The sequence below is a fragment of the Pseudomonas sp. PDM13 genome, from assembly GCF_025685765.1.
Lineage (GTDB): Bacteria > Pseudomonadota > Gammaproteobacteria > Pseudomonadales > Pseudomonadaceae > Metapseudomonas > Metapseudomonas solani.
In genome coordinates, this window is sequence record NZ_JAOTQU010000041.1 from 26597 (window position 1) to 41610 (window position 15014).

Consider the following 15014-nt stretch of genomic DNA (forward strand, 5'->3'; position numbering starts at 1 on the left):
TGCCTCCATTGCTTCCGGGGTTCGTACCAGGGGACTGATTGAAGACCAGCCGGCGTCAGCGCGCCATCCGCTGCAGCAGGCGCGCCCTCACCTCGGGCCACTCCGGGTCGATGATGCTGAAGCGCGCGGAGTTGCGCTTGCGGCCGTCGGGCATGATCCGCTCGTGGCGGACGATGCCTTCCTGCTGGGCACCGAGGCGCAGGATGGCGGCGCGGGATTTCTCGTTCAGCTCGTCGGTGGTGAACTGCACGCGCACCATGTCCAGCACCTCGAAGGCGTGGCTGAGCAGCAGGAACTTGGCCTCGGTGTTGGCGCCGGAACGCTGGGCCGACTCGCTCAGCCAGGTGTGGCCGATCTCCAGCTTGCGGTTGACCCGGTCGAGCTTCCAGAAGCGCGTGCTGCCGATGACCCGGCCATCCTCGCGGCGGACGATCACGAAGGGCATCACCGTGCCCTGCTCGCGGCCCCGCAGCGCGGTGGCGATGTAGGCGTCCACGGTTTCCGGCCCCGGCACCACGGTGAATTTCAGGTTCCACAGCTCGCCATCGGCGGCCGCATCCAGCAGCGCCTGGCGGTGTTCCGCCTGCAGGGGAAGCAGTGCAACGCATTGGCCACTGAGGGTCGGCTGCTGGGCGGCCTGGCTGGGCATCGGGGGAATTCCTGGAACGACGGGGACGGCAAGCGTAACGCAGCGCCCCTGCGTGCCGGAATATCCGGCGCATGTGTTTCCCCATGCTTCGACCCCGCAGAACTGCAACAAAGCCGCTCTAGCCTGGACGACTCCCATGCCGAGCAAGCGAGCGCACGCTCATGTCATCTGCCGCAAAGGGGGCGCCAGGACGGCTTCCCGCCGTACGCCCATGGATGTGGGTGCTGTTGCTGGTTTCCACCGTCCTGGCCTACCAGGTGCGCGTGCAGCATTTCGACGATCGCCTGTACTTCTGGCTCAACACGGCCTGGCAACAGGACCAGCCCGCCGATGCGCGCAGCCACCTGCCGAACTACCGCGTGAAGATCGATGCGAGGCCGGTGCCGCAGGTGGCCGACAACCTCTCGGGGCTGACCTTCGACGAGCACCGCAACCAGCTGTGGGCGGTGCTCAACAACCCCGAAGAGCTGCTGGCCATGAGCAAGGACGGCGAGGTGCTCGCGCGCTACCCGCTCGATGGCTTCACCGATGTGGAAGGCGTTACCTACCTGGGTGACGGCCTGCTGCTGCTCGCCGAGGAACGCAGCCAGGCGCTGGTGGTGATGCCGGTGCCCCGGCAACCCGGGCCGCTGCTGCGTAGCGACTACCCGGCCCTGACCCTGGGCCTGGATGCCGGCGGCAACCAGGGCTTCGAGGGCGTGGGCTACGACCGCGAGGGCGACCGCCTGTTCGTGGTCAAGGAGCACTCACCCCGCGCGCTGTACGAGGTCCGTGGCCTGAAGGCGAGCATCGGCGGCGCCTTCAACCTGCAGGTGATCGACCGCAGCGCCTGGCTCGGCGCGGTGTTCGCCACCGACCTGTCGTCGGCGCATTACGACGAGAACAGCGGGCAGCTGCTCCTGCTCAGCGACGAATCGCAAATGATGGTGGCGCTGGACGGCGACGGTCGGATGCTCGACTACCGCACGCTCTCCAGTGGCTTCGCCGGCCTGCAGGAGGATGTGCCGCAAGGCGAAGGCATGACCCTGGACGACAGCGGCAACCTCTACCTGGTGAGCGAGCCGAACCTGTTCTATCGCTTCGAGCGGGTGCCCTAGGCGCCGGCTACCGCCCAGTCCGGCTTATTGGGTCAACGACAGCGGCACGCCCCAGAGCGGGTCTTCCTTGCCCTGCTGGCGCAGCGGGGTGATCTGCAGGGGCACGAGCCGGGACAGCATCTCCTGGTGCCTGTCGCTCAGGTAGCGCGGGGAGATGACGGAGGTGGCGAAGTCCATGGGCGCCGGCCAGGTGTAGACGGTGAAGTTCTGCAGCGGGCACTCGATCTTCGTCGGGTCGGTCGCCCGGCACTTGGAGCGCTGGTACTGGGCGCTGGGGCTCTTCAGGTGCATGCGCGGGGCCAGCACCAGCTGCCCGCCCTGGACGGTGAAGCTGGCGAGGGCCTTGTCCGCCGGCAGGCGTGCCTGGACCTTGATCGAGGGGACGTCCCGGGAGTCGGTCTGCTGGTAGTAGCCGGCCCCCGCGCCCTGGGTCGTCTGGCTGTATTGCTGCTCGCCCCAGGCCACGCAGGCGCCGCTGGCCACGTGCACGGCGGTGCAGACCTTCTCGCTCTTCAGCTCGCTGCCGTAGGTGGCGTCCTTCCACACCTCTTCGCGGTAGTACTCGCGGTACATCTCGGTGGACAGGTACGCGGTGCCGTTGGGGCCTTTACCCGAGCCGACCGGGCCGCTGCGGGCGCCGACCTCGTCGAGCACCCCGCGGATCTGGTAGTCGTCGCCCCCGGTGAGCAGGTACTTGCCGGGCGGCAGGATGTGCACCTCGAAGGCCGTGAACAGGTTGTTGGGCTTGGGGTCGCGCTGCAGCTCGTTGGTCTTGAAGCGGCGGCCGAAGGTGATGTTCGGGTCGCTCTCGTTCTGCCAGATCACCGTGGGCGTCCACTGGGTCATGGTCAGCGCGTCGTTCAGCGTCTTGTGCGGCATCACGTCGGCCACCAGCACCACGGCCATGTTCGCCTTGAGCGCCGCGTCCACCTTGTCCAGCAGGGGCCCGTTGCTCGGGTCGTCCATGCCATAGCCGCTGGTGTAGGGCTCGGGCACGCAACCGGCGAGGGACAGGGCAAGCAGCAAGGCGGAAGACAGGGCGTAAAGCGGGCGAGGCAATTTCATGCATCGATCCTTGATAGAGGCTGGAGCGGGTCCTGGACCGGTCATTTTCCATCGACACGGTATGGGGGCGAAATAGTGCAGATGAGCTAGATCAGTGTCCGCGAGGGGCTTAGAACATCTCGTCCAGCTGTTCGAAGAACAGGCGCCTGGCCGGCTGGTCGGGGATGCCCAGTTGGCGGATGAAGCGCTCGGCCGCTGCCGGCGACAGCTCCTCGGCGAGGTTGCGGTGGGCGAAGGCGATATCCAGCCAACGGTCGGCCAGGCCGCCGCGCCCCAGATCGATGAAGTGCAGGCGTTCCCGGGCATCGAGAAAGAGGTTGGCGTCGCACAGGTCGCCGTGGCTGAAGGCATGGTCTTCGACCGGCACGCTGGCGTGGAGGTGGGCGATCAACGCCTCGGGCGTCGGCAGGCCGGGCCAGGTTTCCGGGTCCCAGTCATCGGCGATCAGCCCCTGGCCCACCAGGTACTCCAGCTCGCGCAGGCGCACGGCGGCTGACGAGTCGAAGGGGCAGCCCTCCACCGGCACCGCCTGCAACTGGCGCAGGGCCTCACCGAAGGCCTGGTGCACGGTGGGCGCCTCCGCCATCAGCTCGGAGAGCGGCTGGCCGGGCACGGCGCGGGTGATCATGAATTCATGGGCCTCATCCGCTGCGCTGGCCACCACTTCGGGCACGGCGAGCTTGCCGTCCAGCCACTGCAGCACACGTGCCTCGCGCAGCACGCTGTAGGTGGTGGGCGCATAGACGGCGGCGCTCAGCTTGAGGAAGAAACGGTCGTTGCCACGGCTGAAGGCGTGGACTTCGCACGGGGATTCACCGACACAATCCCGCGTCAGGGGCGCGCCGTCGATGAAGCGCGCGATGGAAGAAGGAAGCACGAATGGCATGGAGCCCGCCTGTCGTTGATGGAAAGCGCGCAACGATAGCGCAGCCGCCAAGCGCAGGATGCGCGGAAATTGTGACAGGCCTTGAATGCGCAGCCCCGGCCCAGAGCCGACGCGCCGCACTCAGTGCCCCACTGCGGCGGGCTCGCTGCCCTCCTCCTTGCCCAGCGAGAGGAACACCACCACCGCCAGGCCGACCAGCAGCGTGGCAGCGGAGAGCAGCACCGCGCCGTGGGCGGCACTGAAGGCTTCGCGGCCGGCCTGGGCCAGCGGCGCGGCCAGGGTGGCATCGAGGCGCTCGGCAGCGACCAGGGTGTCCGACAGCGAGCGGATCGCCTGGTCCTTCACCGCCTCGGGCACGCCGCCCGGCAGGTGGATGGCGGCGCCGTAGACGCTGGAGAGCAACACGCCGAAGGCGGTGATGCCCAGCCCGGTGCCCATCTCGTAGCCGGTGGCCTCCAGCGCACCGGCGGCGCCCGCCTTGCTGACCGGCGCGGCGCCCATGATGGCGATGGAGGATGCGGTGAGGCCGATGCTCAGGGCCAGGCCCAGTAACACCAGCAGGCCGACCACGGCCAGCCCGGCCTCGCGGAAATCGCTGAACCCCAGCCCCGCCAGGCTGATGGCCGAGCACAGCAAGGCGGTGGTCGCCACCCGGCGCAGGCCGACCAGGGACGCCAGGTAGCCCGCCAACGGCCCGCCGACGCCGGCGGCGATCATCAGCGGCAGCAGGAACAGCCCGGCTTGCAGCGGCGTGCAGCCGAGCACCAGTTGCAGCTCCTGGGCGATGGTGAGTTCGGTGCCGGCCAGGGCGCCGGATACCACCAGCGCCATGATCAGCCCGGAGCGGATGGCCGGCCGCGCGAACAGGCTCAGGTCGAGCATGGGTTCGGCGCTGGTGAGCTGGCGGCGCACGAAGTCGGCCAGCAGCAGGACGCCCACCAGCAGCGTGAGGCCGCTGACCCAGGACGGCCCGCCCGGCTTGAGGCCGGATTTGAGCGCATGGACGCTGGCGATGATGCCGGCGATCAACAGCAGTGCCTGGCCGATCTTCCAGCCACCGCTGCCACCGCTGCCACTGCCGGCATCACGGGGCACCAGTACATAGGCCAGGGGCCAGATGAGCAGCATCACCGGCAGGTTGATGAGGAACACCGAGCCCCACCAGTAATGCTCCAGCAGCGCGCCACCCACCAGCGGGCCGAGCGCCGCGCCTGCGGAGGCCACCGTGCCCCACAGGCCCAGGGCGATGCCACGCTCCTTGGGCGACTCGAAGGCGCGGCGGATGATCGCCAGGGTGCAGGGCAAGGCCATGGCGGCACCCACCGCCATGCCCGCGCGGGCGGCGATCAGGGCGCCGGCCGTGGGCGCATAGGCCGCCACGCAGGACATGCCGACGAACACCAGCAGGCCGGTGAGCAGCATGGGCCGGCTGCCGATGCGGTCCGCCAGGGTGCCCATGGGCACCAGCAGGCCGGCCATGATCAGCGGGTAGATGTCGATGATCCACAGCACCTGCTCGCCGCTGGCCCCGAGGGACAGGGTCAGCGACGGCACGGCGATATGCAGCACCGTCATGTCGATGACGATGGGCAGGTACGCCAGGACCACCACCAGCAGGATCAGCCATCGGTTGCCCGGAGGGTGGCTCGAACTCATCGACTCTCCACGCTGGCGTCGGCACTGCTCCAGCCGCCACCCAAGGCGCGGAACAGGTCGACCAGGGCGAGCTGCCGCTGGGTGCTGGTTTCGATCAGCGTGGAGTCGTTGACGAAGCTGCTGCGCTGGGCATCCAGGTAGCGCAGGTGGCTGTCGACACCGCCTTCGTAGCGGGCCTTGGCCAGCTTGAGGGTCTCGTTGCTGGTGTTGGCCAGGGCGCGGCGGGCCGCTTCCTCGCGGCGCAGCGTGTCGGTGGCGGCCAGGGCGTCGGCGACTTCGCGGAAGGCCGTCTGGATGCTGCCTTCATAGGCGGCCACGGCGGCGTCCTTGCGCACTTCGGCGAGGTCGAGGTTGGCGCTGTTGCGGCCGGCATCGAAGATCGGCAGCGACAGGGTCGGCATGAAGCTCCAGGAGCGCGAGCCGCCATCGAACAGGCCGGACACCTCGGCGCTGGAACTGCCGTAGCTGCCGGTGAGGCTGATGCGCGGGAAGAACGCCGCGCGCGCCGCACCGATGTCGGCGTTGCGCGACTTCAGCCGGTGCTCGGCGGCAAGGATGTCCGGGCGCCGCTCCAGCAATGCCGAAGGCGCGCCGGGGGCGATGTCCTGGATCAGCAGCAGCTCGTCACGCGGGGCCTCGGGCAGTGCCTTGGCGGCGTCCGGCGTGCCGATCAAAAGCACCAGGGCGTTGAGCGCCTGCTGCTTCTGCCGCTGATTGGCCTCCAGCTCGGCACGGGATTGCTCCACCAGGCCGAGGGCTTCCTGGTGATCCAGCGCGGTGGCGGCACCGGCGGCGCGGCGCTGGGCGGTCAGGTCGAGGGAGTCCTCGCGGCTTTCCAGGGTCTGCCGGGTCAGGGCCAGGCGGCGCTGGGCACCGTCATAGGTCAGGTAGGCCTGGGTGACTTCGGCGACCAGGGCGATGCGTGCGCTGCGGCCCGCCTCCTCGGTGGCCAGGTACTGCTCCAGGGCGGAGTCGGTGAGGCTTTTGACCCGGCCGAACAGGTCCAGCTCGTACTCCGGCAGGCTCACGCCCACCTGGTAGCTGCTGGTGACGGTGGAGGTGCCGGTGCTGGAGAGATCCCCCGGCACCCGCTGGCGATTGCCCGAGGCACTGGCGGAAAGCCCCGGCACCCGGTCGGCGCGCTGGATGCGGTACTGGGCGCGGGCCTGCTCGATATCGAGCAGGGTCTGGCGCAGGGAGCGGTTGTTAGCCAGCGCCTCCCCCACCAGCCGACGCAGGTCGGCGTCGACGATGAAGGTGCGCCAGTCCAGCTCGCTGGCGGCCTGGTCCTGTATGGCGGCTGGGCCGTTCCAGTGCGTGGCCACCGGCGCTTCGGGGCGCTCGTAGGTGGGGGCCATGGAGCAGCCGCCCAGGGTCAGGGCGATCAGCAGGGCCGATGCGGTCAAGGCGTGTCTGTGCATGGCGCTCAGGCCTCCGTGGATTGTTGAGCGGGTGCGGAGCGACGCTTCAGCAGCGACAGCACCCAGACGAAGCAGATGGGCACGAAGATCACCCCCAGCACGGTGGCGCTGAGCATGCCGCCGATCACACCGGTGCCGAGGGCGCGCTGGCTGGCCGCACCGGCGCCGCTGGCCAGGGCCAGGGGCACCACGCCGAGGATGAAGGCCATGGAGGTCATGATGATCGGGCGGAAGCGCAGGCGCGCGGCTTCGATGGCCGCCTCGCGCAAGCCGCGACCCTGTTCCATCAGCTCCTTGGCGAACTCGACGATGAGGATGGCGTTCTTCGCCGCCAGGCCGATGATGGTGATCAGCCCGACCTTGAAGTAGACGTCGTTGGGCATGCCGACCGAGGTCACCGCGAGCACCGCGCCGAGGGCGCCGATGGGCACGATGAGCATCACCGAGAACGGGATCGCCCAACTCTCGTAGAGCGCCACCAGCAGCAGGAACACCACCAGGATGGCCAGGGCGAACAGTTGCACCGCCTGGCCGCTGGCGACCTTCTCCTGGTAGGAGAGGCCCGTCCACTCGTAACCGATGCCGGCCGGGGACTGGCTCACCAGGCGCTGGATCTCGGCCATGGCTTCACCGGTGCTGACGCCAGGTGCGGCGTCGCCGGCGATGCGGATGGTCGGGTAGCCGTTGTAGCGCACCAGTTGCACCGGGCCTTCTTCCCAGTGGGTGGTGACGAAGGCGGAGAGCGGCACCTGCTCGCCCTTGGCGTTGCTGACGTAGAGCTTGAGCACGCTTTCCGGCGTCATCCGCTCGCCCTGCTCGGCCTGCACCACCACGCGTTGCTGGCGGCCGGCGTTGGAGAAGTCGTTGATCACCGAGGAACCGAACGCGGTGGACAGCGCGCTGCCGATGGTTTCGAAGCTCACGCCCAGGGTGCGAGCCTTCTCGCGGTCGATCTCCAGGCGCAGCTGGGGTGCTTCGGCCAGGCCTTCCATCATCGCGTAGAGGATCTTCGGGTTGCCGTTGGCCTGGCCCAGCAACTGGTCGCGGGCGGCCAGCAGGGCTTCACGGCCGAGGCCGCCACGGTCCTGCAGGCGCAGGGAGAAGCCACCGGAGTTGCCGAGGCCGTCGATGGGCGGCGGGGTGACCGCCATGATCGCGCCGTCGCTGACGCCGGCGAGGCTCTGGTTGGTCAGCATGGCTTCGGCACCGGCCGATTGCTCGTCGCTGCGCACGGACCAGTCCTTCAGGGTCGGGAAGGCCAGCGCGGCGTTCTCGCCCATGCCGGAGAAGCTGAAGCCCATCACCAGGAAGGTGTTCTCCACCGCCTCGCGGGAGCCCAGGTACTGCTCCAGCTGCTGGCCGGTGACGTCGGTGCGCGCACGGGTGGCGCCCGGCGGCAGCTGCACGTCGACGATCATGTAACCCTGGTCTTCCACCGGCACGAAGGATTCCGGCAGGCGCAGGTAGAAGTAGCCAAGCACCGCCACCAGGCCGGCGTACACCAGCATGAAGCGCCCGGCACGTTTCACCAGGCCGCCGTTGAGGCGGGTGTAGCCCTGGGTGAGGCCGGTGAAGCCACGGTTGAAGGCGCCGAAGAAGCCGCGCTTCTCATGGTGCCCCTTGGGGATCGGCTTGAGCAGCGTGGCGCACAGGGCCGGGGTGAAGGTCAGGGCGAGGAAGCCGGAGAACAGGATCGACACCGCCAGCGACAGGGAGAACTGCTGGTAGATCACGCCCACGGAACCGGCCATGAAGGCCAGCGGCAGGAACACCGCCGAGAGCACCATGGTGATACCGACGATGGCGCCGGACACCTGGCCCATCGCCTTGACCGTGGCGTCGCGCGGGGACAGCCCCTCCTCGGCCATGATCCGCTCGACGTTCTCCACCACCACGATGGCGTCGTCCACCAGGATGCCGATGGCCAGCACCATGCCGAACATGGTCATCATGTTCACCGAGAAGCCCAGCAGGTACATGGCCGTGAACGTGCCCAGCAGGCACACCGGCACGACGATGGCCGGGATCAGCGTGTAGCGCACGTTCTGCAGGAACAGGAACATCACCAGGAACACCAGCACCATGGCTTCCAGCAGGGTGTGGATCACCTTCTCGATGGCCACGCCGACGAAGCGCGAGGTGTCGTAGGGCACCGAATATTCCACGTCGTCGGGGAAGTTCACCGACAGCTCGGCCAGGCGCTGCTTGATCGCCTCGGCGGTCTGGATGGCGTTGGCGCCCGGGGACAGCTGGATGGCGCCCGCGACCGAGGGCTTGCCATTGAGGCGCGAGGAGAAGTTGTAGCTCTCGCTGCCCACTTCCAGGCGGGCGACGTCGGCCAGCTTCACCGAGGAGCCGTCCTGGTTGGCGCGCAGCACGATGCGACCGAACTCGGCCGGGTCGTCCAGGGTGCCCTTCACCGCCAGGGTGGCGGTCAGCTCCTGCTCGGTGCTGCCCGGCGAGCTGCCGAAGGCACCGGCCGGGACCTGCACGTTCTGCCCACGGATGGCGTTGCTCACGTCGTCCAGGGAGAGGCCGTAGCCCACCAGTTTCTGCGGGTCGATCCAGACACGCATGGCCGCTTCGGAGGAGAAGAACTGCAGCTTGCCGACACCGGCCACCCGACGCAGCTCGTTGTTGATGTTGCGCGCGGCGTAGTCGCCGAGGAAGGTGGTGTCGCTGCGCTGGGCGCCTTCCTTGAAGTTGAGGGCGTAGATGAGCAGGAAGCCGGCGCTGGTCTGCTCCACTTTTACGCCCTGGGTGAGCACGGCCTGGGGCAGGCGCGACTCGGCCCTCTTCAGGCGGTTCTGCACGTCCACCTGGGCCAGTTCCGGGTTGGTGCCCGGCTGGAAGGTAACCACCACTTCAGCGGTGCCGTTGGAGTTACTGGTGGATTCGAAGTAGAGCAGGCTCTTGGCGCCGTTGAGCTCTTCCTCGATCACGCTGGTGACCGAATCCACCAGCACCTGGGCCGAGGCGCCCGGGTAGGTAGCGGTGATGGTGACCTGCGGTGGCGCCACGTTGGGGTACTGCGCGACCGGCAGCATGGGGATGACCAGCAGGCCGGCCAGGGAGATGAACAGCGCCACCACCCACGCGAAGTTGGGACGCTTGATGAAGAACAGAGACATGGATGATTCCTCGCGGCTATCCCGACCTTACTGGCGGGACGCCTGTTGCTCCTGGGTGGGGCGCGGCTCGACCTTGGTGCCCGGCTGCAGGCCGGTGAGGCCGCCGACGATCACGCGATCACCACTGGCCAGGCCCTGGCTGATCTGCCAGCGCGCGCCCTGCATGGCGCCGGTGTGCACGGGGCGCGCCTCGACACGCTCGTCAGCACCCACCACCAGCACCAGGGCGGAGCCATCGGGCGAACGCTGCACGGCGCGCTGGGGCACCAGGATGGCCTGGGCATCGCTGCCCTGGGGCGCGCTCACGCGCACATACATGCCCGGCAGCAGCATGCCGTCCGGGTTGGCGAACTTGCCGCGCAGGGAGACCTGGCCGGTGCCCGGGTCCACCGAGACGTCGGTGAACAGCAGTTCGCCCTGGCGCTGGTAGTCGGTGCCGTCGATGCGGATGCTCAGCGCCTGGCTGTCACCGGCGGAAAGCTGGCCGCCCTTGAGCGCCTCACGCAGGCGCAGGGCATCGGCCACCGGCTGGGTGAAGTCGGCATAGACCGGGTCGAGCTGCTGGATGCGTGCCATCAGGGTGGTTTCGCCCTGCCCCACCAGCGCGCCTTCGGTTACCAGCGCACGGCCGATGCGGCCGGAGATGGGGGCCTTCACCGAGGCATAGCCCAGGTTGAGGCGCGCGGTTTCCAGGTCTGCCTGGGCCGAACGCACGGCCGCCTTGGCGCTGCGCAGGTCGGCGGTGGCGGTGTCGAAGTCCTGCTGGCTGACCGCTTCGATCTTCACCAGGGGCTCGTAGCGCTTGACCCGCGCCTGGGCTTCGTAAAGCGACGCTTCTGCGCGGGCCAGCTCGCCTTCGGCACGGGACAGGGTGGCTTTCAGCGGCGCCGGGTCGATCTGGAACAGCAGCTCGCCGGCCTTGACGTCGGCGCCTTCCTCGAAGCGCTTCTGCACCACGATGCCCGCGACCCGGGCACGCACCTCGGCCACGCGCACGGGCTCGATGCGCCCGGGCAGCTCGGTGGTGAGCACCAGCGGCTCGGTGGTCACCGCCACCACCTCCACGGGCCTGGCCTGCTCGGCCGCCGCTTCCGGCTCGCCGGACGCCCCGCAACCCGCGAGCGCCATGGCCACCACCAATGCACTGATTGTTCCTGCTGCACGCAACCTGCCCATGTAATTCACCCGGACGACTTGACTGGAAAGGCGCGCATGATCTTCTCTTGATCGAAATGAGTCAATATTGTCTCATTTGAATCTTTTGTTATTAATCATGTCCTCCACCGTTGAAGCCGGAGGTTTTTTCTGCACAATGCGCGCAATCCGAAAATCAAGACGGGATCCATCCATGTCGCTGACAGCTCAAGACGAACGACTCCTCAAGGCGCTGGCCGTCGCGTTCGTCGAGCGTCCACGTGCCACCTTGAAGGAGCTGGCGGAAGCGGCCGGGGTCAGCAAGGCCACGCTGCACCGCTTCTGCGGCACGCGGGACAACCTGGTGGACATGCTCATCACCCACGGCGAGACGGTGATCGGCCAGATTCTCTCGGCCGGCGACCTGCAGCAGGCCGAACCGCTGCAGGTGCTGCGCAGGCTGATTGCCGAACACCTGATGCACCGCGAGCTGCTGGTGTTCCTGATGTTCCAGTACAACCCCGACACCCTCGACCCGAATGCCGAGGACGCCCGCTGGCAGACCTACTGCGACGCCCTGGACAAGTTCTTCCTGCGCGGCCAGCAGGAGGGGGTGTTCCGCATCGACATCAGCGCGGCGCTGTTCTCCGAACTCTTCCTGTCGCTGATCTTCGGCATCGTCGACGCCGAACGCCGCGGCCGTGCCGCCAGCTCCAGCTCCGCCTCCCTGCTCGAGTTGTTCTTCCTCCATGGCGCCGCGGCGCCGACCCGCGCCTGAAGAGCATTCCCGGGCTGAAGCCCGGGCTACGCACTAGAGGGTGGCGGCTTTCGTAGGATGGCGTAGAGCGAAGCGAAACCCATGCGGTGGCAGAACCCCTTAGGCGCCAGGAAAGCACTGTGCTTAAGCGTTTGCTTTAAAACCAAAACAGCTATGTAGCGCCGCCAGCTTCGCGAGCAGAGCTCGCTCCTACAGGCGTGCAAGGCGGTGGGGTCATGGCAAGGTCCGGCCCCGCCTGTTGGGCTTCGTACCTCAGCCCAACCTACTGAGCTGCATGGTGCCGCGGCGCCGACCCGCGCCTGAGGAGCATTCCCGGGCTGAAGCCCGGGCTACGTGCGGTTCTCCCCCCCGGAGCGTCGGGCTTCGCATGTAGGGGCGAATTCATTCGCCAAGCGGCGCGCAGCGCCGCCAGCTTCGCGAGCAGAGCTCGCTCCTACAGGCGTGCCAAGCGGTGGGATCTTGGCAAGGTCCGGCCCCGCCTGTTGGGCTTCGTACCTCAGCCCAACCTACGGGTAGCCCCAAGGGCAAGGGCCGTGGGAGCGGATTCATCCGCGATGCAGCCCTAACGAAAAACGCCGCCTCCCCGTTGCCGGGAAGGCGGCGTTTTCACAAGGGCGCAGCGGCGGTCAGCGCAGGCCGTCGACCATGGCGGCGGCGACGCTGATCACGTCCTGGCCAAGCTTCATGGAGCGCTTGCCGTCCCAGGCGGTTTCCCGGTTGGGGTTGTCGTCGTGGTCCTTGAACGGCATTTCGATGGTGAACGACAGGCAATCGAACTCCATGCCCACGGCGTTGCAGGCCAGGGTGGTGTTGGCCTTGCCGGGCTCGTCCTTCGGGTAGCCGTAGCGGGTCTGGAAATCGGCGCCGATATCCACCAGGCGGTTGCGGAACTCGTCTTCCAGGCGTTCCAGGCGCTTGCTGTAGCCGGGGTTGCCTTCGCAGCCGGCGGTGAACACATGGGGGATTTCCTCGTCGCCATGGATGTCGAGGAACAGGTCGACGCCCACCTTGCGCATCTGCTGCTGGACGAAGAACACCTCGGGGCTCTCGGCCTCGCTGGCGGATTGCCAGGCGCGGTTGAGGTCCTTGCCGGCGGCGTTGGTGCGCAGGTGGCCACGGAAGGCGCCATCGGGGTTCATGTTAGGCACCAGATAGAGGTCGGCCTTGGCCAGCAGCTCTTCCAGCTCGGCATCGGCCTTGCCCTTGAGGCGTTCGATGATGCCCTCCATGAACCACTCGGCCATGTGCTCGCCGGGGTGCTGCTGGGCGATGATCCAGACCTTGCGCTGGGCCGCCGGGTTGCGGCTGACACGCAGCAGCGGGATGTCACGACCCTCGATGCTCTTGCCGGTGGCGAACAGCTCGGCGCCGGCATTGGCCAGGGCGTCGGCGATCAGGCGATCGTGGCGCTCGCGGCTGTAGGGCTCGAAGTAGGCGAACCAGATCTGCCCTTCACGGGGCTGCAGGCCGAAGTGCAAGCCCTTCTCGTCGAAGTGGCTGGGCACGCGGAACCAGTTGACGTGGTCGTAGGAGGCGGCGGCGTTGTAGCCGGTCCAGGCATGGGCATAGGCGGACTGCCCGGCGTTCACCAGGCTGAAGTCGTGACGCTGGCCGGGGGTCAGGCCCTCGACCTTGAAGTGGAACCACTGGAAGTGATGGCTCTTGAGGTCCGGGCGCATCGCCAACAGTACGTGCTGGGGGTTGCTGGCGTCCTTTACCTCGATATTGCCGCTATCGAAGTCCGAGCTGATTTTCATGGCTACCTCAAAGGCTGTGGATCAGGGTTGCGCGCAAGGATGGCAGGTCGGCCATCCCTGGGAAACGCGCCAAGCGACAAAGAGTTGCGCAGATGGGGCTCAACGCGCCTCGAGTAGCGCCAGGCGCTCTTCGAGTTCGGCGACGCGGGCTTCCAGCTGTTCGATGCGTGCATCGCTGCCGGCACGGCTTTCACTGCGTTCCGGGGCGCTCTGGCGCGCGGCCAGCAGCTCTTCCAGGTCGCCCTTCTCGCCCAGCAGGTGCATGTAGCGGTCTTCGCGCTGGCCAGCCTGGCGCGGAATCAGCGTGACCAACCCACGGGCGACGAGGCGTTCGAGGTTGTGCTGCACCTGCTCGACATCGTCGAACTCATGCATGCGGCTGCTGCGGGTGAGCAGCTCGTTGAGGGTCTGCGGGCCGCGCAGCAGCAACAGGCCGAGCAGGATCAGCTGGCCGTGCACAAGTTCCAGGGTCTTCTCGGCGCGTTGCTCCCAGCGGTCGGCGCGGCTGCCCATCACCAGGCGCGCCAGGCTGCGCCCTTCGAGGCTGCGCATGCCCTGCCCCACCTGGCCGGCGGTCAGGTTCATCACCGGTTCGCGGCTGGTCTTCTGGTTGCTGGCCAGCACCAGGGCATTGAGGGTCAGCGGGTAGGACTCCGGCGTGGTGGCCTGCTTCTCGATGAGGCTGCCGAGCAGGCGGACCTCGACGGCGGAAAGGGGCTCGTTGCTGAAGGGGGTTTCGATCTCGCTGGACATGTCGCCATCCGATGGTGGGAAAGGGCCATAGCCTAGCCTGAGTGACCGTCCCTTTACACCGCGACAAGCTGGCGGCGCGCCCACCACACGCGTTGTTTTCCTCGAACACTGGATGAGCCAGGAAGCCCAACAAGCCGCTTGAACAGGCCAATCAATCGAATTAATTGATTATTGTCATTTAACGAAAAAGTCTTTTACAGAGCGTTACAGCGCCGCATAAACACATCAAAAACACAGCTAACTCATTGATTTTCAATCATGCCAACGCAACTATCGACGGCATCGATGTTGACCATTAGCCGTATCCACTTTTTTATCGATTTTCCATCCGTAACATTGGCCTCGTGTTCACTTTCAACCCCACTTGAAACCACGAGGCACCCAAAATGAAAAAGCAAATCCTTGCCAGCCTGTTCATCGCTTCCCTGTCCGCTACCGCGTTCGCCCTGCCCCAGGACGCCGCACAACCCCAGCAGACTCTCGCCAGCGGCGCTGAGCGCACCATCAACCGCCTGGCCGAACACGGCTCCGCCCGTACCCCTGCTTTCCGTGTTGCCGAAGACGGCTCCGCTCGCACCCCGGGCTTCCGCGTAGCTGAAGACGGTTCCGATCGCACCCCCGGCTTCCGTGTTGCCGAAGACGGTTCCGATCGCACTCCGGGCTTCCGTGTTGCTGAAGACGGCTCCG

11 protein-coding genes and 1 pseudogene are annotated in these 15014 nt (G+C 67.3%); 3 read left to right on the forward strand and 9 right to left on the reverse strand.

Annotated features, from left to right (window positions below; all coding sequences use genetic code 11):
• Nucleotides 1-55 precede the first annotated feature (55 nt).
• Entirely contained in the window at nucleotides 56-649 is a 594-nt protein-coding gene (locus tag OEJ36_RS29100) for a GNAT family N-acetyltransferase (RefSeq protein WP_263404460.1), read from the reverse strand.
• A gap of 161 nt (nucleotides 650-810) precedes the next feature.
• On the opposite strand from OEJ36_RS29100, the gene OEJ36_RS29105 reads away from it, so the two are divergent.
• Entirely contained in the window at nucleotides 811-1746 is a 936-nt protein-coding gene (locus OEJ36_RS29105) for an SdiA-regulated domain-containing protein (RefSeq protein ID WP_411861069.1), read from the forward strand.
• Nucleotides 1747-1770: 24 nt separating this feature from the next.
• Here the strand turns inward: OEJ36_RS29105 and OEJ36_RS29110 are convergent, their stop codons facing one another.
• The 6 genes from OEJ36_RS29110 to OEJ36_RS29135 form a co-directional block, all read right to left on the reverse strand.
• Nucleotides 1771-2811, reverse strand: a complete 1041-nt coding sequence (locus OEJ36_RS29110; RefSeq protein ID WP_263404462.1) for a hypothetical protein — start codon at nucleotides 2809-2811, stop codon at nucleotides 1771-1773.
• Between the two features lie 109 nt (nucleotides 2812-2920).
• A complete protein-coding gene (locus OEJ36_RS29115) occupies nucleotides 2921-3697 on the reverse strand; it encodes an APH(3') family aminoglycoside O-phosphotransferase (RefSeq protein ID WP_263404463.1) in 777 nt (258 codons plus the stop codon).
• 120 nt (nucleotides 3698-3817) lie between these two features.
• Entirely contained in the window at nucleotides 3818-5353 is a 1536-nt protein-coding gene (locus OEJ36_RS29120; protein WP_263404464.1) for an MFS transporter, read from the reverse strand.
• On the reverse strand, nucleotides 5350-6774 hold the full coding sequence (locus tag OEJ36_RS29125; protein ID WP_263404465.1) for an efflux transporter outer membrane subunit: 1425 nt from the start codon (nucleotides 6772-6774) through the stop codon (nucleotides 5350-5352). Before OEJ36_RS29125 ends, OEJ36_RS29120 begins: the two co-directional genes overlap by 4 nt.
• A gap of 5 nt (nucleotides 6775-6779) precedes the next feature.
• A complete protein-coding gene (locus tag OEJ36_RS29130) occupies nucleotides 6780-9905 on the reverse strand; it encodes an efflux RND transporter permease subunit (RefSeq protein WP_263404466.1) in 3126 nt (1041 codons plus the stop codon).
• Between the two features lie 27 nt (nucleotides 9906-9932).
• Nucleotides 9933-11081: a MexC family multidrug efflux RND transporter periplasmic adaptor subunit gene (locus OEJ36_RS29135; RefSeq protein ID WP_263404467.1), complete on the reverse strand. Its 1149-nt coding sequence runs from the start codon at nucleotides 11079-11081 to the stop codon at nucleotides 9933-9935.
• A gap of 172 nt (nucleotides 11082-11253) precedes the next feature.
• Here OEJ36_RS29135 and OEJ36_RS29140 point away from each other — a divergent pair, with 172 nt between their 5' ends.
• A complete protein-coding gene (locus tag OEJ36_RS29140) occupies nucleotides 11254-11817 on the forward strand; it encodes a TetR/AcrR family transcriptional regulator (protein ID WP_263404468.1) in 564 nt (187 codons plus the stop codon).
• 626 nt (nucleotides 11818-12443) lie between these two features.
• Here OEJ36_RS29140 and OEJ36_RS29145 read toward each other — a convergent pair.
• Nucleotides 12444-13574, reverse strand: coding sequence for a M14-type cytosolic carboxypeptidase (locus OEJ36_RS29145; protein ID WP_263404469.1), 1131 nt, complete (start codon nucleotides 13572-13574; stop codon nucleotides 12444-12446).
• A 99-nt stretch (nucleotides 13575-13673) separates the two neighbouring features.
• Nucleotides 13674-14327 (reverse strand): YceH family protein, encoded by a 654-nt coding sequence (locus tag OEJ36_RS29150; protein ID WP_263404470.1) that lies wholly within the window; start codon nucleotides 14325-14327, stop codon nucleotides 13674-13676.
• A gap of 386 nt (nucleotides 14328-14713) precedes the next feature.
• Between OEJ36_RS29150 and OEJ36_RS29155 the strand changes: the two are divergent.
• Nucleotides 14714-15014, forward strand: a pseudogene (locus tag OEJ36_RS29155) (hypothetical protein); the annotation flags it as partial.